15 protein-coding genes are annotated in these 20,776 nt (G+C 36.4%); 6 read left to right on the top strand and 9 right to left on the bottom strand.

Features of this window, described 5'->3' with window-relative positions:
- Nucleotides 1-92: 92 nt before the first annotated feature.
- From secDF to ASE74_RS06525, 3 genes are all read right to left on the bottom strand, one after another.
- Complete coding sequence (gene secDF / locus ASE74_RS06540; RefSeq protein WP_055905953.1) at nt 93-3,074, bottom strand: protein translocase subunit SecDF; 2,982 nt, start codon at nt 3,072-3,074, stop codon at nt 93-95.
- A 402-nt stretch (nt 3,075-3,476) separates the two neighbouring features.
- Complete coding sequence (locus ASE74_RS06530) at nt 3,477-3,986, bottom strand: dihydrofolate reductase (protein WP_055905947.1); 510 nt, start codon at nt 3,984-3,986, stop codon at nt 3,477-3,479.
- A 228-nt stretch (nt 3,987-4,214) separates the two neighbouring features.
- On the bottom strand, nt 4,215-5,009 hold the full coding sequence (locus ASE74_RS06525) for a thymidylate synthase (protein ID WP_055905943.1): 795 nt from the start codon (nt 5,007-5,009) through the stop codon (nt 4,215-4,217).
- A 210-nt stretch (nt 5,010-5,219) separates the two neighbouring features.
- Between ASE74_RS06525 and ispE the strand changes: the two genes are divergently transcribed.
- From ispE to ASE74_RS06510, 3 genes are all read left to right on the top strand, one after another.
- Complete coding sequence (ispE, locus tag ASE74_RS06520) at nt 5,220-6,023, top strand: 4-(cytidine 5'-diphospho)-2-C-methyl-D-erythritol kinase (RefSeq protein WP_055905940.1); 804 nt, start codon at nt 5,220-5,222, stop codon at nt 6,021-6,023.
- Nucleotides 6,024-6,168: 145 nt separating this feature from the next.
- The gene (locus ASE74_RS06515; RefSeq protein ID WP_055906605.1) at nt 6,169-6,588 is read left to right on the top strand and encodes an OsmC family protein; all 420 of its coding nucleotides are present in this window, start codon (nt 6,169-6,171) and stop codon (nt 6,586-6,588) included.
- A 109-nt stretch (nt 6,589-6,697) separates the two neighbouring features.
- The gene (locus ASE74_RS06510) at nt 6,698-7,864 is read left to right on the top strand and encodes a PLP-dependent aspartate aminotransferase family protein (RefSeq protein ID WP_055905937.1); all 1,167 of its coding nucleotides are present in this window, start codon (nt 6,698-6,700) and stop codon (nt 7,862-7,864) included.
- Nucleotides 7,865-7,978: 114 nt separating this feature from the next.
- On the opposite strand, the gene ASE74_RS06505 is transcribed toward ASE74_RS06510, so the two are convergent.
- The gene (locus tag ASE74_RS06505; protein ID WP_157255361.1) at nt 7,979-9,235 is read right to left on the bottom strand and encodes a hypothetical protein; all 1,257 of its coding nucleotides are present in this window, start codon (nt 9,233-9,235) and stop codon (nt 7,979-7,981) included.
- A gap of 377 nt (nt 9,236-9,612) precedes the next feature.
- On the opposite strand from ASE74_RS06505, the gene ASE74_RS06500 reads away from it, so the two are divergent.
- Together ASE74_RS06500 and ASE74_RS06495 are read left to right on the top strand one after the other, a co-directional pair.
- Nucleotides 9,613-10,335 carry a pirin family protein gene (locus ASE74_RS06500; RefSeq protein ID WP_055905930.1) on the top strand — a complete coding sequence of 241 codons (723 nt, stop codon included), beginning with the start codon at nt 9,613-9,615 and terminating at the stop codon, nt 10,333-10,335.
- Nucleotides 10,336-10,477: 142 nt separating this feature from the next.
- Nucleotides 10,478-10,774 carry a hypothetical protein gene (locus tag ASE74_RS06495; protein WP_055905927.1) on the top strand — a complete coding sequence of 99 codons (297 nt, stop codon included), beginning with the start codon at nt 10,478-10,480 and terminating at the stop codon, nt 10,772-10,774.
- A gap of 227 nt (nt 10,775-11,001) precedes the next feature.
- On the opposite strand, the gene ASE74_RS06490 is transcribed toward ASE74_RS06495, so the two are convergent.
- From ASE74_RS06490 to tgt, 5 genes are all read right to left on the bottom strand, one after another.
- A complete protein-coding gene (locus ASE74_RS06490; protein ID WP_055905924.1) occupies nt 11,002-11,280 on the bottom strand; it encodes a lipopolysaccharide assembly protein LapA domain-containing protein in 279 nt (92 codons plus the stop codon).
- A gap of 3 nt (nt 11,281-11,283) precedes the next feature.
- The gene (locus ASE74_RS06485) at nt 11,284-14,088 is read right to left on the bottom strand and encodes a hypothetical protein (protein ID WP_055905922.1); all 2,805 of its coding nucleotides are present in this window, start codon (nt 14,086-14,088) and stop codon (nt 11,284-11,286) included.
- A gap of 2,229 nt (nt 14,089-16,317) precedes the next feature.
- Complete coding sequence (locus ASE74_RS06480) at nt 16,318-17,196, bottom strand: DMT family transporter (protein ID WP_055905919.1); 879 nt, start codon at nt 17,194-17,196, stop codon at nt 16,318-16,320.
- 2 nt (nt 17,197-17,198) lie between these two features.
- Entirely contained in the window at nt 17,199-18,302 is a 1,104-nt protein-coding gene (locus ASE74_RS06475; protein ID WP_082458671.1) for an LptF/LptG family permease, read from the bottom strand.
- Between the two features lies 1 nt (nt 18,303).
- On the bottom strand, nt 18,304-19,434 hold the full coding sequence (tgt, locus tag ASE74_RS06470; RefSeq protein WP_055905916.1) for a tRNA guanosine(34) transglycosylase Tgt: 1,131 nt from the start codon (nt 19,432-19,434) through the stop codon (nt 18,304-18,306).
- A 122-nt stretch (nt 19,435-19,556) separates the two neighbouring features.
- Here tgt and ASE74_RS06465 point away from each other — a divergent pair, with 122 nt between their 5' ends.
- Nucleotides 19,557-20,774 (top strand): glycosyltransferase, encoded by a 1,218-nt coding sequence (locus ASE74_RS06465; protein WP_369800132.1) that lies wholly within the window; start codon nt 19,557-19,559, stop codon nt 20,772-20,774.
- Nucleotides 20,775-20,776: the final 2 nt, after the last annotated feature.

The raw sequence follows: 20,776 nt of genomic DNA, 5'->3' as shown, positions 1-20,776 counted from the left end.
TAACCCTCGCAAGTTTTTAAACCTACGAGTTTTGGCACAAAAAAAGCGCCCCGATAAATCGAAGCGCTTGTATATATTAAGATTTTTGGATCTTACTTTTTCTCAGCTGAGCTTCCTAAATCAATTACGATAGGAGTAGAGATGCATAATGATGAGTAGGTACCGATGATACGACCAATCAACAATGCAAAGATAAACCCACGGATGCTATCACCACCGAAAATAAAGATTACCAATAACACGAAGAATACGGTTAATGAAGTTAATATCGTACGACTTAATGTACTGTTCAACGCGAAGTTGATTAAGTTGTTACGTTCTTCACCATGTAAATCTTCTTTACCAGATTCTTTTAGTTTCTCACGGATACGGTCGAATACAACAACTGTTTCTGTCATGGTATAACCCATAACCGTTAAAATTGCTGCAATAAAATCCTGACCAATTTCTAATGAGAATGGCATAATACCATCTAAAATAGTGTAGAAAGACAATACCATTAACACATCATGGAATAATGCGATTACCGCACCTAAACCATACTGCCATTTTTTGAATCGTACTACGATATAGATAAACATGAATAAACATGAGATCAATACCGCATAAAAAGCACCGTTTACAATGTCACTTGCAATGATAGGCGTAACTTTTTGTGAACTTACGATTTCATATTTAGAACCTGCTAAACCTTTGTTTAAAGCATCTTCTACAACTTTATCAGTTTTAATGTCCTGATCTTCGATGTGGAAAGTAGTAGTGATTTTAACCTGACTATCTTCTCCTGCAGTTTTAACCTCTGGCGTTTCGTTACCGAAAACCGGGTTTAACTTGGTTTTTAAATCTTCAGTACTAACAGCTTTATCGAAGTGAACCAAATAAGTTCTACCACCTTTAAAATCTACACCCAGGTTTAAACCGCCATTTTTGAAGTACATACCAATACCGGCAATAATAATGATGGTAGAGATAATGTAATAGATTTTACGACGGCCAACAAAGTTGAATGCTAAGTTTTTAAATGCATTACGTGTTAGGCTGTTATCGAAACTAACATCGATTTTACGGTTTAATAACGATTCGAAAACAACTCTCGAAATGGCTACTGCAGCAAATAATGATGAAAGAATACCAATACATAAAGTAGTTGCGAAACCTTGAACCGGACCGCTACCAAAAACGTAAAGAATAGCACCTAAGATGAACAAGGTAACGTTTGAATCGATAATTGAAGGCATTGCATGTTTAAAACCTTCTTTAATTGCAGTAGCGGTATTTTTACCATGTGCAAGTTCTTCACGTACACGCTCAAAAATAAGGATGTTTGCATCTACCGATAAACCAATGGTTAACACGATACCAGCGATACCAGGTAAGGTTAATACTGCACCTAGTGATACCAAAATACCAATGATGAAGAATAAGTTGATTAACAATGCAAAGTTAGCAACCCAACCTGCACGGTGATAATACAACGCCATGAAGATTAAGATTACGATAAAGGCAATTACGAATGAGATTAAACCATCGTGAATAGCTTTTGCACCTAAAGTTGGACCAACCACATAACTACCGGCAATACGTGCAGGAGCAGGCAATTTACCAGCTTTTAAGATGTTAGATAAATCTTTAGTATCTGTTTGGGTAAAGTTACCAGTGATTGAAGAAACACCACCAGCAATTTCGTTCTGCACAGTAGGGGCAGAATAAACCTGGTTATCCAATACAATTGCAATAGATTTTTTGTTGTTCGGGTCAGCAGCAGCTTCAGCAGTAATTTTTTTCCATTTAGCAGCACCTTCGCTGGTCATGTACATGGTTACCTCTGGTTTGTTGTGCTGATCAAAATCATCTTTGGAATCGCTAATCGCATCACCACCTAAATCTGGTTTGCCATCGGCACTTACCACTTTAATAGCATATAATTCGAAAATTCTCGAACCTTCCCTTGGTTTAACACTCCACATAAATTTCATCGTTGATGGAATAGATGCAGCAACTTCAGGAAGTTTTAAGTAATTGTTAACCTTTGCAGTATCTTTTTGTAACGACATACCAACAACTGCACCTGGCATTAATTGTTGTTGTCCGTTTTCGCCTTGATAAATCGGAAGATTAAGAACAGCGTATAATGGGTTAGATTTTGCCAGTTCGGCCCTAACCGCTGTAGAATCTTTTTTACCTAAGCCAGCAAGTTTACCGCCTTTAGCTGTGGTATCTTTAGTAGCCGATTTTTCAAGGCCAGCCAATTTACCACCAGCAGCTGGAGCAGCAGTTGTATCTTTAGTTGCAGGAGCATCAGTTTTTAATGTTGCTGCTAAAATTTTATTAATGTTTTCTAATAATGGCGCAACTTCTTGTACCTGGTATACCTGCCAGAATTGTAACTCAGCAGAACCTTGTAAAAGTTTCGCCATACGCTCCTGATCTTGTACACCTGGCATCTCGATTAAGATACGGTTGCTACCCTCTTGTTTTTGCATGTTCGGGCTTACAACGCCAGAACCATCAATACGGGAACGTAAAACTGTAAACGAACGATCGATAGCACTAGTTGCTTCTTTCTCTAAGAAAGCTTCAACTTCAGCATTGCTTGCGCTAGGTTTTAACTGAGATGCATTATCCTGGTTAGAAAAATAATCTGCAAGTTTAACTCCAGGGCTTAATTTTTCGAATTCATCAACAAAAATTTTGATGTAATCTTTACCACCGGCATTTAACTGGATCTGTGCATTCTGAACTGCTTTGTTGAAGTTCGCATCAGTAGGGTTGCCCGCTAATGATTTTACCAACTCCGCTAACGATATCTCCATCGTTACGTTCATTCCGCCTTTTAAGTCTAAACCCAAATTAATCTCTTTCGCTTTTACCTCTTGATAAGTAAATCCAACTACAGGATAAACTTTCACGGTACTCATCGAATCTAAGTAAGCCTTTTCTTTGGCTAAATCACCCTTCGCAGCGTTTTTTGCGTCTTTTTCTACCTTGGATGCTACCAAAGTAAAAGAAAGTGCGTACGCACAAACGATAGCCAATACTATCGCTATAAACTTAATAAAACCTTTTCCTTGCATTGTTTGTTTAAAATAATTTGTCTTTCGCTGTTTTTTAACAAGTCGGCAAATCTAATTAAATTTTTAAATTATAGAACCCCTTAATTGATAATTTATTAACAATAATTTTTATCGGGCAATAATCCTTTACGATTCTCCATACATAATCCATAAAGGAGTTTAAAATGCAGATGATATTGATTGGGAAAGCAATTGCAGCAGCTTTTGGCTGAGGTTCCGTCCCGCTAATGTTTCTGCCCCGATACAAAAAATCGGGGGCATCCACGTATATCGGGTTTAGGCGGCCAAGGTAGTGGGGTTTTGGATATTTTGCCCTAGGTGGCCGCAAAACATTATATAAAGATCGCTTGGCAACCTGGTTTTAGGTTGCTTCATGCTTCCTTACCGCAGATGACTAAAGGATTATATCCTTTCTAAAACTTTAAAAGTATAATCGTATTTGTTTTTTTCGTCGGCTTTATGGGCTTCGCTGCTAATTAATTTCCATTCATTCCTGTCAATTTCAGGGAAAAAAGTATCTGCATCAAAATTATGGTGAATGGTAGTTAAATATAATGTAGTAATTTTTGGCAATGCCTGTTTGTAAATTTCAGCCCCACCAACAATAAATACTTGTTTTTCTTCCGTTTTGGTAATCGCTAAAGCTTCATCTAAACTGTTTACCACTTCAACGCCCTCAATTTTTAATTCAGTATCTCGGGTAATTACAATATTTCTGCGGTTTGGTAATGGTTTTCCAACAGAATCGAACGTTTTGCGTCCCATTATTACGGTATGGCCTGATGTGGTTTGCTTAAAAAACTTTAAATCAGCCGGCATATGCCACAAAAGCTGGTTATTTTTGCCAATGGCGAAGTTTTCGCCTATAGCAACGGCGATGGCAAGTGAGGGGCTTTTTAGTTCATTGGTCATTAGTCAATCGTTTATTGGTTCATTTCGCTAACGTGTTCGTTATTTTGAACCATTAGGACCCTTTTCATAATATTTTTGTAACCTACTTTACTTAGATCAACCTCTGCCAATGGCTGAATGAGGTTGTTTCTTCGTTCCTACAGGCGATGAAGACAAATGCCGCGTCATTGCGAACAAAAGCCTTTGGCTGAGATCGGGAGTGAAGCAATCTAGCTTTCAATTAAGCAACTACACCGCAACAATACCCTTAATATGAGGATGTGCTTCGTAATTCTCAAGCGTAAAATCTTCAAATTTAAAATCAAAAATGCTTTTTACATCAGGATTGATTTTCATGGTGGGTAGTGGTTTTGGCTGCCGGCTTAGCTGCAAATTTGCTTGCTCAATGTGGTTATTGTATAAATGTGCATCGCCTAAGGTATGGATAAAGTCTCCGGCTTCTAAACCGCAAACCTGTGCAACCATCATGGTAAGCAATGCGTAAGAGGCAATATTAAAAGGTACACCCAAGAAAATATCTGCACTGCGTTGGTATAACTGGCAGCTTAATTTTCCATCCGCTATGTAAAACTGAAAAAATGCATGACAAGGGGGCAAAGCCATATTTTCAATTTCGGCAACATTCCAGGCAGAAACAATAATTCTTCTCGAATCGGGATTGTTTTTTATCGTATTGATAACATTTGTAATCTGATCGATGTGCTGCCCGTCTGGTGTTGGCCAACTTCTCCATTGCGAACCATAAACCGGGCCTAAATTGCCGTTTTCATCAGCCCATTCATCCCAAATGCGCACGCCATTATCTTTAAGGTATTTAATGTTGGTATCGCCAGTTAAAAACCAGATCAATTCGTGTATAATAGATTTTAAGTGCAATTTTTTTGTGGTCACCATCGGAAAACCTTCCTTAAGGTTAAAGCGCATCTGGTAACCAAAAACACTTATAGTTCCAGTACCGGTACGGTCGTGCTTTTGAGCGCCATGATCCAGCACATGCTGCATTAAATCTAAATATTGTTTCATACTGTTCTGATAATTTACAAATATCTAAAATTTATCAGGTGTTATAAATCATTTTATTGTTTTAATTGTTAACATCGGTTGTGTGTAATCTCGGTGTGCAGCCTTGGCTTAAAGCTGTGACCTGCATAAAATTTGTATGTTTGCAAGTGAGATGTCTGCTGGTTTCGGCACCATGAACTCACGACTTAAAACTCACGACTCACGACTAACATGCTATCTTTTCCCAACGCAAAAATAAACTTAGGCTTAAATATCACCGAAAAACGTGCTGATGGTTACCACAACCTCGAAACTGTTTTTTATCCGATCAACATTAAAGATGCCGTAGAAATTACTGATGCCGCAATTACATCGTGTAAAATTTTTGGAATTGATATTCCTGGTGATGCAAATGATAATTTATGTTATAAGGCCTATGAATTGGTTAAAAACGACTATGACATTCCAGAACAGCAAATCAGTTTATTTAAAAATATTCCTGTGGGTGCTGGTTTGGGAGGAGGATCTGCTGATTGTGCTTTTTTAATTAAGTTATTAAATGAGAAATTCAGTTTGGGGATGTCTGTTGATAAAATGGAAGATTACGCCCGTCAATTGGGTGCCGATTGTGCCTTTTTTATCGAAAATAAACCTGTTTATGCGTTTAATAAAGGTGATGAATTTCAAAAATGCGAAATAGATTTGTCAGCCTGGTTTAAAGTTTTGGTAAAACCGCCTGTACATGTAAGTACTGCAGATGCTTATGCGCATGTAAAACCTCAAAAACCTTTGCAATCGTTAAAAGAAATCATACATTTGTGCCCAACAACATGGAAAAATAAGGTTATCAACGATTTCGAAATATCGGTTTTCGCTAAATATCCCCAAATTCATCAAATAAAAACCAGTTTATACGATGCAGGCGCAACATTCGCTTTAATGAGTGGTAGCGGTTCGTCGGTTTTTGCAATTTTCGACCATCCGGTAAAATTGCCAGAACTGGAAGTAAATAACTTAGTATTTTATGGTATTTAAGCAAAGCACATAGCACATAGCATGTAAATGGCAAAAATATTAGGTATTAAATTAAATAGCGGTGAAAGGTTTAAGGTAGATGGTTTAAGGCATTAAAATGCCTCAAATCTCGCGTTTCAAATCTAACATCCCAATAGGATACACAATGAATATAAATCTAATCCGCAAAAGCGGTAAATTTAATTTTGAAGCAGAAAACGAGAGCGGTTTTACTGTGGAGTTGGATGCAAAAGCTGCTATTGGTGGCGAAGGAAAGGGTTTTAGGCCAATGGAAATGTTGTTGATCGGATTAGGTGGCTGCAGCGGTATTGATATGGTAAATGTATTAGCGAAGCAGAAAGAACCACTTGATGATGTTAAGATTGCAATTAATGCCACTAGAAAAGACGAAGAAATGCCTCCGATTTTTGATGTAATCAATATTCATTTCGACCTGTTCGGCGATTTAAGCGTACCAAAAGTAGAGCGTGCTTTAGCAATGACATTCGATAAATATTGCTCTGTATCAAATATCTTAGGCCGTTCAGCAACAATTAATTTTACTTATAAAATAAACAAGGTGTAGAGTAGCAGTTTAAGCTGTAGGGTTTAAGGTTGAGAATAAAATCTCATACCTCAAATCTCACATCACAAAACCATCATTTCACATCTCAATACTCATATTTAGCAATACAATGAAATCCGAAAATTTTGAAACCATAGCTATACGCACTCAAACCGAACGCAGCCTGCATAAAGAGCATTCTTCTCCGATTTACCTTACCTCGAGTTATAAATTTGAAGATGCCGAAGAAATGCGTGCCTTATTTGCCAACGAAAAGGAAGGGAATGTGTATAGCCGTTATTCAAATCCAAATACATCAGAATTTATCGAAAAAATGTGCCTCTTAGAAGGTGCTGAAGATGGTTTTGCCACAGCAACAGGCATGGCCGCAATTTTTACAACATTTGGTGCTTTCTTAAAAAATGGTGATCATATTGTTTCAAGTAGATCGGTTTTCGGCTCTACCCACCAGTTGCTAACCAATGTTTTTTCTAATTGGGGCGTTACTTTCGATTATGCTGATTTAGATAAACCGCAGGATTGGGAGGCTTTGATTAAGCCAAATACAAAAATGATTTTTGTAGAAACGCCATCTAATCCTGGTATCGATATTATTGATCTTGAATTTTTAGGCAACCTGGCTAAAAAACACAATCAGTTATTGGTTGTGGATAATTGTTTTGCTACACCATATTTACAGCGGCCGATTGAACTTGGTGCGCACATTTCAATCCATTCTGCAACCAAATATATCGATGGTCAGGGCCGTGTTTTGGGAGGTGTTATTTTAGGTACAAAAGAATTAATTGCCGAGGTTATTGCTTTCGCGCGCCACAGCGGACCAGCTTTATCGCCTTTTAACGCATGGATTTTATCTAAAAGTTTAGAAACTTTGGCCATCCGTATGGACCGTCATTGCGAAAATGCTTTAAAGGTGGCCGAATATTTAGAGAAACACCCAAAAATTAAGCTGGTAAAATATCCATTTTTACCTTCTCACCCACAATATGAAATTGCTAAAAAACAAATGAAACAGGGTGGTGGCATTGTTACCATTGTGGTTGATGGGGGGATAGATGCTGCCCGTAAATTTATGGATAATTTAAAAATGTTCTCCATCTCTGCAAATCTGGCCGATACCCGTTCTATAGCAACGCATCCCGCAACAAGTACACATAGTAAACTTACTGAAGAACAACGTAACGAAGTTGGTATTGAGCAAGGTTCTATCCGCTTATCTATCGGTTTAGAGCATATTAATGATATTTTAGCTGATATTGAGCAAGCATTGGCTTAAGGCATAATATTGTTTCGAACGTATTGGAGAAATCTTTGTACTGTGATAAAGATTTCTCCATTACGCTGCGCTTCAGTCGAAATGACGAATTTTTACAACGAGGTAGAAGAATAATTATTCGTATTTTGAAAAATCTACAGCGAATATGCAACGGTTAACCTGACTGCCGTTTTGAGCTCCTGCATTCGGTTCGAATTCGGTTAAGCTCCATAAATATCCATATTGGGCTTCAAGATATAATGATTCAGCTCCATAAGGCCATCTGTATCGAACGGTATTGGTGTCACCATCAGTATACCTCGCTAAACGGGCTGTAGATCCGTACGATTCGCTAGGTGATCCGGTGCACGAAAGCCATGTCCTGTTTCCTTTTCTGAATACCCCCTGGATCCCATGTGCATGATCTGAAGTAAATAAACTATTTTTTGGAACAACGGTTTGTATACCCGAATTCTGCAATTCTCCGGCTGTGCTGATCGGAAAGCCAAATATTTTAGGTACAATCGATGCATCTGCACTTCCTGCATAATATTGACCGGTCCATAATTGATTGTTTTCGTAATTCACCTGTACTGTTGAAATAGGACTGGCATCATTAATTTTATAGTAACCTACCTGTGGAAGGATGTAACGGTAGTTGAAAGCGTATAGGTTACCACTAGCATCTTTACCACATTTATCATCAGTGCCAGTCCCTGAAGTTACCTCAATAATTTTATCCAAATCGAAAACCCTTAAGCCCAAACTTGTACTGCTTAAATAAATTTTGCCATTAAAATAAGCCAGTCCGCCAGCATGCACATTTAATGGTGCATAAGTACCATATTGTGTGTAATCCAAAGTGCCGGTTGGCAGCGTTGGCTGTACCAATAAAATATGTCTGTAAGTTAAATAAGTGCTCGAGCTTGGGCTGATGTCAATAAGCGTTATTCTGGAGCCTTTACTTTCTGCTGCATCTTTAGCATACCAGCTCACCAATAAATAACGCACGCCATTTCTAGAGAAACCCGCTATTCCCTGAGGGCGCCAAATTGATGTTGTTTCGTCGTCTTCATTCCACCTAATGCCCCTTACCCTGTTTTCTTCAGGGATGTTAAAGCCATATACCTCCGTGTAAGCACTACCGCCAATGGCCTGTCGGTTTTTATCTAACTGTGTTGGGTTTAAAAATGAAAAGCCCGAACTGATATAACTTGATGTATTGGTATAAGCGTTTACACTTGCAGCTGCGCTGGCTGCTGCCGTTGTGGCCAACAGACTGGTTTTGTTTTGACTTGCTGTAGTAACGCTATTTACTGGCAATGTATTCTTTTTGCAGGATACGCTTATCAGGCATATGGCCAGAAGCATCCAGATTGTGTTTTTTTGCATGGTTTTTTTAAGGCTGATTATTTGGTGAAATTGAAACAAGTTTAAAGAATTGATGTAAACTTAAAACTGAAAAAATGTTAAGGATTGGTTATGTTTAAGGTTGGAAATATCATTTTGTCCAAATTGTTGATGTTAAAAGCATAAATCAATGCCTTGCGAAGAGGTTTTGCTTCCTCATAGTGTTTGGAGGGTATTTAAAAGTTTTTTCCTTTAAAAGGCTTTATTTTTAATATACTTAATGAACCAATTCAACTTTAATAAATGCTAGTTACGATTAACACCTGGCGCGTTCCATTCCAAACTCACTTCTTATCCTAGGTCAATGCACAGCAAACTTGCTTGCTGTAAATTTGTATCATAAACAAGAAAGGAAATTTATGTCACAGTTTATTTTGCACAAAGAAAACACCCGCGGTCATGCTAATCATGGCTGGTTAAATGCACACCACTCGTTCAGTTTTGCTAATTATTACAATCCAGAAAGGATGCACTTCGGAGTTTTAAGGGTTTTAAATGACGACAGTATTGATGGTGGAATGGGTTTTGGTTCTCATCCACATGATAATATGGAAATTATTACCATCCCATTGGCAGGTGCAATTGCACACAAAGATAGTATGGGTAATTCAGCAGTAATTAAAAATGGAGAAATTCAGGTTATGAGCGCCGGTACAGGTGTTAGTCATAGCGAATTTAATGCAAATGCTGATGAGCAGTTAAATTTATTGCAGATCTGGTTGTTTCCGAACAAGAAAAACGTTACCCCGCGATATGACCAACAAACTTTAGACCTTGCTGCGAGACACAATAACTTTCAGCAGATTTTATCGCCAAATGCTGATGATGCAGGAGTTTGGATTCAGCAAGATGCCTGGTTTTCGCTAGGTAAGTTTGATGAAGGTTTTGAAACCGAATATAAAATCAAAAAAGCTGGTAACGGGGTTTATGCTTTCGTAATCAGTGGCGAAGTTACCATTAATGGACAGGTGCTGAGTAAAAGAGATGGATTAGGGGTTTGGGATACAGACAGCATCAGTTTTAAAGCCAATACTGCTGATGCAGAGGTTTTATTAATGGATGTTCCAATGGAATTGAATTAAATTATAAAAATCGTCTTTTTCGGCTGTTGTGGAGAAAGCCTGAAGTAGAGATCAGGCATTTCTCCACCTTGCTGCCAATGTAATTGGTGCTTCAGCTGAACTGACGATTTTTTAATAAATATTACTTCTTAAATTAAAAAAAATGCAAACTACCATACTATATATTGGCCGTGATACCGAAATAACTGCAGTGATGAACCGTTTGTTAAATGCAAGGCCCGAATGGAAGGGTTTATGTGTTTGCAAAGATGAAGAAGCTATTTCCATTTGCGCAGAACAGCAGGTTGACCTGGTTTTACTTGGTAATGGAATTGAACCCAGTTCGGAAACTGAACTGAAAAATAAACTACTTTCATTAAGGCCGGAACTAAAAATTATACAACATTATGGCGGGGGTAGCGGCCTATTGTATGGCGAGATTATGACTGCGCTGAGCTAGGAAGAAAAACACTTCTCATTTAAATTGAGTAATCTGTCTCCTAAAAAAAACAAGGTGATTGAGAGAAAGTTTATAAAGATCAAAATCCTGAGTGCCCGTCATCCCGAGCGAAGTGCAATAAAGCCGAGAGATCTATCAAGCCAGGTCTCTCCATTTCACTGCGTTCCAGTCGGGATAATGATTTGCTATAGCAAATCAAATTTTGAAATCCTATCTAATCTTCGCCATTAGCTAATATAATCCCTGTCCTCGTCACTCAATTCTTTCTTATTCGAAACAGGTTGGTGTTTTTCGATTTCATCATCGTAACTGCTTAATGTTTTTCGCGGCCTTCCAACAACAAAGCCGATAATGAAACCGATGATGATACAAATGCCGATAACCAAAAGTTTAGATACCGGAACGGTGGCAACTAAAAAATCGAAATCAACAGGCTCGGTATTTACCATCAAAAATATAGTCAGTAATACAGTTAGGATAATGATGGAAATTGTTTTTGCACTCATGGTTTAAAAGCTATAATTAAATGAAAACTCTAATATCGGATTTTGATTGTAAATCTGATTAACAAAAACCAACCGTGCTCCTAAATCAACAACAGGTTGATACCTCAAAATGTTTACGCTTGTATTCAATTCTACACCATAAGTTTTAGGATCGTTAAAAGTGGTTCCTTTACCGATGTTTTCATAATGGCAAAATAACCCCGCCCTAAAATTTCTTACATAGGCAAGCGGACCTAATTCCCAATCAGGAAATGCAAAAGGAAAACGGTAGTTAAAAAGTAAACTGTTTTGCAGCACATTTTTTGCCAAAATATTGTTGTATCCATAAACAGTTGCAATCTCGGTGGCGTACTGGTTTACACCGCTGGCTTTTTGGTAATTGAAGCTAGCTAGAAACGAATGGTTTTTGGCGATCCCCGGAAAGTAAAAGAAACTTTCGAGAGCTAAAATCTCTCCTTTTAAATTTTTATCAAACGGTTGGTGGTTGTAGGTTGCCCTTAACACTTGTGCCCATTTCGGAGCAATGTCTCGCTCGGTGGTTCGCACGCTATGGTTAAAAGTAAAATTATATTCCAGTGGAAATTTAAGTTCGCGGATAAAATTGGCAGGCATGTTTTCCGGCAGGTACCTTTGTGTAAAACTGGTTGCTGCATTTAAGGTAAAAGCATAATTCTCATTCCTTGCATTAAATGAAAGTGGAAGTGATGCATTAAGCTTAACATAGTTCTCTCTCCAATCGCCCTGCTGTATCACATTTTTAGCGCGGTAGAACGTTCTTTTCGGTCGGTTGCGGTATAACAGGCTTAGTACAGGGTAAAGTGCCTTATAGCTGATATCTGCAGTGTACTCAAAACGTTTTAAATCGCGGTGGTATTTTGCCCCTGTGTAAAAATCCATAGTGTTGAGCAGATTGTTCGATTGAAGCTCCAGCCCGAAAAGATATTCATTATCGATAACAGGAATAATGCTATGAAAACTAAACAAGTTTAATGCCTGATGGTAGCGTTTAGACTGGTAGGTGCTCTCGGGAATCTGATTAAAAACATTTCCAACATTTTCCTGCTTTTCTGCTGCTTCAGAAAAATCTATAAAGTTATTTTCACCAACCGGTTTTTCGCTTAGTGCTGCTTCCGCAATTTCATAACCGTTGATTTTATAATTGTTGAAAACGATTTTCCCCTCCATGCTTTCGGAAGGATTAAATGCACCATATTTAGCTGCGCTAAGTGCATTGATTTTTTTTGAATCAGGATCAATTTCATAAATGTTATCAATGCCGTTAAAATGCGCATTAAAAACAATTTTGTTTCCGATAAAAACCGGTCGGCTTAATTGTTGTCTGCTGTTCGAAATCAACTCCGATTTTTGATCACCATCGATCAACCACAAACTCTTTCCTTTTTCAGTAACGCTGATGTAGGCGATTTTATTTCCCGATTGATCAAAGGATGGCGTTTGCAAAATTTCATTTGTTGGATTTGGAAAAGTTTTTAAAATCTTTCCGGAGCTGGCATCTATTTCTACCAGGTTAAATTGATTGTTCAGCTCTACTTTTGCTGCTATGATTTTTGTTCCATCATTAGAAAGGCTGGGAGAGAAGAGCCTACTCTTACTGCTTAATTTTTTGAATTTTTTTGGCTGCAAATTATACGAACAGATTACGCTATAACTGCGCTGTTTATATCTTGGGTCGTAACGGATTTCATCCCAAACCAAAATGTTATTTTTTAAGCTAAACCAAGGTTGTTCCTGATAGCCGATTCCGAATAATTTTTGTTCCGATTTATCTTCATTAATGATAACAAAATAACGTGTATCAGTCTTGCTTTCTTTCAATGCTAAAATCTGGTTTTTATTTAACCTTACCGGAAGAAAATAATCAGTAGCTAAAGCAGGTTGTTTATTCAAACTTTCATAGTTTTCTGGTATAGATTTTTCCTGCTGTATTTTCCATTTTTCTGCGAGCTTATTTTGGGTAGAAAGAAAATATTGCCTGGTATTTTGTTCTGTAAATTTTTTTAAGCTCCCGGAGAATGGGTAAAGTCTTAACGGCCTCTTTCGGATATCTCCAAGTAAACTGTCTGAAATGAACTGACCATATTTTTCCTTCATATCTGAAACCATCAAATATCCTGTTTGGTAATAGCCTGGCGTTACATCCTTGTTCGAACCAAAATAAGCTTTACTGTACGAAAATTTTTTTCCTTCTAAAACGGAAGTTCGGTAAGGCATGATCCAGTTTGGTTGTCGGCCTCTGCCCGAATGGGTAAGGGCAGTTTCGTTAACCACAGCATCCCCTTCAAAAAACCAGGTTGGGATGCCCGCGCCAAAATAAGCAAAGTATACCAGCTCGGGGAAGGGGTGCGCTTGCGTTTCTGTCAATTTGTCAAACTGGGCAATGTGCCTAAGTTCATGTACAGCGAGGTTGTTCAGCCAATCCTGACTATCGAAAAACTGAGGTGGGGTAGCATAGAATTCAGACTTCTTAGGTGCGAGCTGAACAAAGCCGTTTGCCTGGGTGCCGCGGTTCTGTAACAAGAGCGGAATAGTGGTTTTTTGCTGCCTTAGTCCAAACCCTATTTTAAGGTAGATGAAGGGTAGGGTATTGGCCATTCTCTGGGCTTCTTTCTCTAATTCTTGAGGATAGATGATTTTGAAGCCTCCTGATGAAATGTAGTTCCATTTTACACTAAGTGGGTTTTGTGCAGTGCTGAAAATTTGCCCGAAAACTGATAGTGATGTGAAACTTAATGTAAATGCACTTAAGTACTTGATAATTAATTTTTTGTTTGATTTATTTAAATTCATCTAAATTCTTTGCTAAAATATTTAGTTTTTTAAAATTTGCTGATCTTTGTTTTGGTAGATATTTAATTTAACTATTAATATTTAATGTATTGATTATTAGTTAATAATATGATTTACTTAAATATCAATATTTATTGTTTTTAACCTTATTTTTTGTTGATTTTTATGAGGATTGAGGCTTTAATTAATTTTTTTTAAGCTGCTAATTTTATTGATTTAATTTACACTTATTAATCGATTTTCTCTGAATAATTTATTGTCTTTTTAAAAATCTGTATAGTTTTTAACAACTTGCTTAAGGGTTTAAAGACTTGAAGAAATTTGAATGGATAGTCCGCTTTTCATCATTATTAATTTCTTAAGCTAATCTAAAATTGATTGGAGTTTTAAGGGGAAGAACCACTCTCTTGGAGACTAGAATTTAAGGCGTTTTTGGCTTTACAGAAACAAGTTTTGTGTGTGTATTTCTACACCAAATTTTCATAAAAATCTTACGCTAGAAATTCCTGACCTATACCTAAAAGTAGATTTTTATGACAAAATGTCTATATTATAACGTGATCATTTAGATCTCAATTTTATTAAATTTTGCGCTGAGATATCAAAAATTTTCTTTTTCTAATAAATTTTAAACCTTGAAAGCACAAGATTATTTGCTGTAAATAGCATGTGTCTTCAGCCAAAAAGTTGATTTTTAAGCTTAATTTCTTGAGTTAAATTGAGACTCTTAGCTCTAATTTGTATGTTTTTTTAAGATGGTTGGCGCCCTTATTTGTATTTTTTCAGACTTATAACTGCATTTCCTGACGATATTCATGAATAAGTATGTATTCTTCAGGTTTTACAGAGATTTTTATTTTGACATAAAAAAGTGCTCTGAATGTTATTTAAAAGGGGTTTTCGACTAAAAAAGTGTGAATTGACCAAAAATCAAAAATTGGGAGTCTTTTTGCGTTTTGCCTATGAGAATAAGCTAAAATGTAGGTTTTCGTCACTCAATATCCTGAATATTTTAAGATGAATTGAGTCGGGAATAGCTAATTTCTTTAATATTTTTAGTTGCTTTTTCATCGCAAAAATTTCTGAGGATGGATTAAGATGCGCTGTTATTTTATTGATGATATTTTATAATACGAAAATCGGATGCTTTATAACACTATAAATCCAGATAAAAAGTAGAGTGATTATTCTAGATATTTTTTACTTGAAATTTGCTTTTGTTTCATTTGGTTTGGAGCTTAATTCTGCGCATTTTAATATTCTATAGAGCCAAATTATTCACATATTCTGGTATCAATTATAGAGTGTTTTTTGTCATTTATTTTAGTGGTTTAATAACCTTTTTCTTACACTATAATTGTTTGTTTTCAAACGAAATTAATAGATGAATATGAAGTTTGTTTTAGGTAAAATTTTACGATATTTTTCATTTCCTTGGAGCTTTCTTTGTATCTCTATTTATTGAAGATGATTATTTTTTCTAGCGCTTATTTTGGCTTGGATTTAAAGTTTTATAAGATGAGTTTTAAGGAGGTTTTCCATCTTAATTTTCTTTATAAATTATCTAAAGATTCACACTTAAAATATTGCAATACTTTTTAATCTTCATTGTTTTTATATTTAGTCTCATGATAGTTTTCTTCTTAATTTTTTCTTTGTTAATGGAATTATAAACGGAAAATGTTAGGATTTGTTAAATTAATTATTGCCCGAAATGCGGTTGTTGATTGAAAGAGGATTCATAACTTAACCAATTTATGATGCTTGGTTGGTTAAGTGAATTTGGTGTCAAATTGAGATGAATAATTAAGAATGTGAATTGATATTTATACTCTTTTTGTGAGTTTAATAGTTCTGCTATTGAAGTAAATTCTGTAATCAATATAGTGTATTGCGTATGGAATATTACTAGCTTTTTAGCAATTGTTTGATTGCTGATTATATTAAATATTAAAGCCTTTTATTTGCCCTGTGTTAATGCTTTTAACTTATTTATAAAATGCTTTTTAATCTCTATGTTAGATGGTTCTAATCAAGAAGAATAGTGAAATTTCAAGGTTCTTTTGGCAAATCATTATTGAAAAATTGATACTAAATTTATAGTAATGATTTTAGTTAAACAGGAATCCCGTCTATATCACTTACATTACAAGTAGTAATTTTCCTGAATTATTTTAAGAAAGATTAAATGACTCTTATAAAAATTTATAGTGTTTTGGAAGGATTTGTTTACAGTTGATTTTTTCTTTTTTTATAGATCGGATATAAGAAAATTGAAGCCAAAATGATAGTTGCCCCGATATAAAAACCACCCGTCATTTGCTCCTTGTTTTGAAAGAAAATAAAGGCCAGTATAATTCCATAAACTGGTTCAAGGTTGGTAATAAGCGCAACTCTAAAGGCCGATAATGTACGCATTACAGCAACACCAGCAACGTAGGCAACTGATGTGCAGAGCGTACCAAGAAGGATAAGATAGAACCAATTTTTTGTGCTCAGATTAAAGTGCGTATGCAGTAAAGTACCGTCGTATAAACGGTATAAAGTAATCCAGAAAAGCGCACCAACCAGCTCGTAAAATCCAATAATAGCAGGTTCGCTTTTTTGTACCAATGTAGAATTTATGGTCGAAAATAAACTTGAAGCTACTGCGGCCAGCAAACCGAAAATGATCCCTAAAGTATATTGACCTTCAAATTTAAAAATCATATAAATGCCTAAAATAATCAACAAACCGATTAAGATATCGCCCATTTGGATAGGTTGTTTTTTAATCAGCGGTTCTAATATCGCAGTAAACAATGTGAATGAAGAAAGGCATACCAAAGTAACAGAAACGGTAGAAACTTTAATGGCATGGAAGAAAAATATCCAGTGGATGGCTACAATTCCGCCAGTTAAGAAGAACTGGAAAAATTGTTTTTTGGTAATCTTGATGTTTTTCTTGGTAATTAAAAACCATGCAAAAAGGGTAGTGGTTGCAATCAATACACGATACCATACCATGGGTACAGCATCAATGGAAATAACTTTGCCCAATACGCCGGTAAAGCCCCAAACAAAAACGGTAAGGTGAAGGATTAATAAATTCTTTTTCGTTGCTTCCATTGTTATTTTGGTGCTTTTCTGAGCAGGTAAAAACCTAAAAGACCAAAGAATAGCGTAGGCATTATTACAGCGGCAAAAGGAGGTAATCCACCTTTGGTAGAAAACATCTGTGTAAACTGATTAAACACGATATAAGCGAAGCTTATGAAGATTCCTATTCCTAATGATACTCCAACGCCGCCACGTACTTTACGTGATGATAAAGCTACCCCAATAAGGGTTAGCACGAAAGCCGAAAGTGGATGCAGGTACCGCTTGTATTTTTCAAATTGAAGATCATTCATTACACCTGTTCCTCGGATTTTTTCTTTTCTGATCTTCTCTGTCAGTTCTTTTGTAGTTAAGTTCTGAACCACATTGTCGTAAGCAGAAAAATCATCAGGTCGCATGTCCAGAATGGTATCTTTCAGTTTTCCGTTACCGTAAATCATCGTTTCCTTAAGCCCGTCAATCTTGCGGATCGAGTAATTGCTTAATTGCCACTTGCGTTTAAGTGAATCCCATTTAATGTTTTCGGCTATAATTTTTTTAGTTAAGATATCGCCATTGAAATTGTCTAAAGAAAAACGATATCCAGAATTTGTTTTGTTGTCAAAATTATCAATGTAGATATACGTTTTATCATCCAGTTTCATGTGGATGTTCGACTTTGTAGAAGGATCGTTCCGTTTAACATAGGTGTTTTCGAAACGATTTTTTAAGGTATTTGTATACGGTAAAATGTATAAATTGGATAATAAATTGGCAGAGAAAATTATTGTTGCTGATACCAGATAAGGGAATAAGAAACGATTAAAACTCACTCCACCACTTAAAATCGGAACAATTTCAGTTTGATCGGCCATCTTTGCCGTAAAAAAAATTACAGCAATAAAATTGATCAGTGGTGAAAGCATATTCACGTAAAAAGGAATGGAACCAGCATAGTATTTGGAAAGAATTCCCCAAAAACTTAATCCGCTTTTCATAAAATCATCCATCTTTTCGGATAGATCGAATACAACAATAATGATTACGAAAATGGCCAGGGTATAAATAAATGTACCCAGGTATTTACCGATAATGTATTGATCGATGATTTTTATTTTCCCTTTTAACAGACTCATTTTATAGCTTATTGCCTAATATTTTAACCATTTTGTTTTTCCACTCGTAAAATTCACCTGCAATAATCTTCTCTCTGGCCTGTTTTACCAACCATAAGTAGAAGTGTAAGTTATGTAAGGTAGCAATTTGTGCGCCAAGCATCTCCTTACTGTGCACTAAATGTCTTAAATAAGCTTTACTGGTTACTAAATCAACATGAAGATCGCTCTCCGCATCTAATGGAGAAAAATCATTCTCCCATTTTTTATTTCTGATGTTTATAATGCCATTCCGGGTAAAAAGCATTCCGTTTCTTGCATTTCTTGTTGGCATTACACAATCGAACATATCAATGCCCAACGCTATATTCTCTAAAATATTGATCGGTGTACCCACACCCATTAAATAACGTGGTTTTTCTTCCGGTAATATATTGCATACCACTTCTGTCATGGCATACATTTCTTCCGCAGGCTCACCTACAGATAAACCGCCAATCGCATTCCCTTCACGATCCATACTGGCAATAAATTCTGCAGATTTTATGCGTAAATCCTTATATACAGAACCTTGAACGATCGGAAAAAGTGTTTGATCGAAACCATATTTAGGCTCGGTACTATCAAAGCGTTCACAGCAGCGTTTTAACCAACGGTGCGTCATTTTAATCGATTGAGCAGCATAAGTATAATCGCACGGATAAGGCGTACATTCATCAAAAGCCATAATGATATCAGCACCAATGGTACGTTGAATATCCATTGCATATTCGGGCGTAAAAAGATGTTTTGATCCATCAATGTGAGAATGAAAAGTAACGCCTTCCTCCTTAATCTTACGCACTTTACTTAAAGAATAAACCTGGTAACCTCCGCTATCTGTTAAAATCGGACGGTCCCAGCCTATAAATTTGTGTAGGCCACCCGCTTTTTCAAGAATTTCCAATCCTGGTCTTAAATATAAGTGATAGGTATTGCCAAGAATAATTTTTGCGTCAATATCCTCCTTAAGTTCGCGTTGATGCACCGCTTTTACTGTTCCGGCAGTGCCCACAGGCATAAAAATAGGGGTTTGTATTTCGCCATGCGCAGTTGTTACTGTTCCGGCCCTGGCTTTTGATAAAGGATCGTTAGCCTGTAAACTAAATTTCATCTGTTTCTATTTATTTTCCTCCAGTTGTAAATTGGAGCTACTTCACATCAAATACTTTTTTTTGATGGTAAATGGTTTATATGTGTTTTTTCTCGTCGAAAATCTGCCAAAAATAGCAAAAATTGAGGGCATTATTTTGTTTAATTTTTTATCCACATAAAAGTGTTTTACAGATTAAAAATGAGAAATTTGCGCCTATTTATTTAACCATCGTGATATTAACTCCGCTTGAAATTACTCTGCTCTCTATATTGGCTTTTTGCCTTTTGGTTCAGCTGTATTTTGTACTTTTTGTTCATTTAAGATTGGCCACCGTAAGTATCGAAGAGGTTCCATTATCAGCCCGAAAACCGATAAGTGTAATCGTTTGTGCCCGAAATGAAATTAAAAATTTAGAACAGTATCTGCCTTCGCTCTTTAACCAGGATTACCCCGAATTTGAAGTTGTGGTGGTTAACGATCGCTCATGGGATGGAACAGAAGAGTTTTTAGAGCAGCTGGAAAAAAAATACAGTAACCTTAAAGTGGTTAAAATTTTAGATAACGATAAATTTATTGCCGGTAAAAAGTTCGCGGTAACCATGGGCATAAAGGCTGCTAAGTATGATTGGCTGGTTTTTACGGATGCAGACTGTGAGCCAGCTTCTCAACGTTGGTTATTGGATATGCAACCATCGGCAGATGAAAATACTGAAATTATTTTGGGCTATTCGCCTTACATGAAAAAAAGAAGCCTTTTAAATGCATTGATCCGTTTTGAAACCTTTTTTACAGCTGTTAATTATTTATCGTTTGCTTTAAAGGGAATGCCTTATATGGGTGTAGGACGAAACATGGCCTATAAAAAATCGCTTTTTTTTAAGAATAAAGGCTTTGCCGCACATATGCATATCCCTTCCGGAGATGATGATTTGTTTGTAAATGCACACGCCAATAAATACAATACGGAAATCCGTATAAACAAAGATAGCCATGTTTGGAGCGTACCCAATAATACCTGGGGAGGTTATTTAAGGCAGAAAAAGCGTCATTTCGGAGCGGGTAAATTATATAAATCAAAGCATAAGTTTATTTTAAGTCTGCAGATAGTGTTCCAATTTTTATTTTACGCTTTCTTTGCGGCAGGTATGTTTTTTAGTCGCGAAGCACAATACATTGCCCTTGGAATTCTTGGATTGAGTATCATCATCAGGTGTTTTATCTACCCAAAACTGCTAAAACGCTTAAACTATGGCGATTTACGTTGGTGGTTCCCGATTTTAGATATACTTTTGTTCTTATTTTTAACTTTGAATGGATTTTTAGCCATGTTTGGCAAGAAAAAAGTAAACTGGAAATAATT

The sequence above is a fragment of the Pedobacter sp. Leaf216 genome (assembly GCF_001421515.1).
GTDB lineage: Bacteria > Bacteroidota > Bacteroidia > Sphingobacteriales > Sphingobacteriaceae > Pedobacter.
This window is presented reverse-complemented; position numbering and strand designations above follow the sequence as displayed.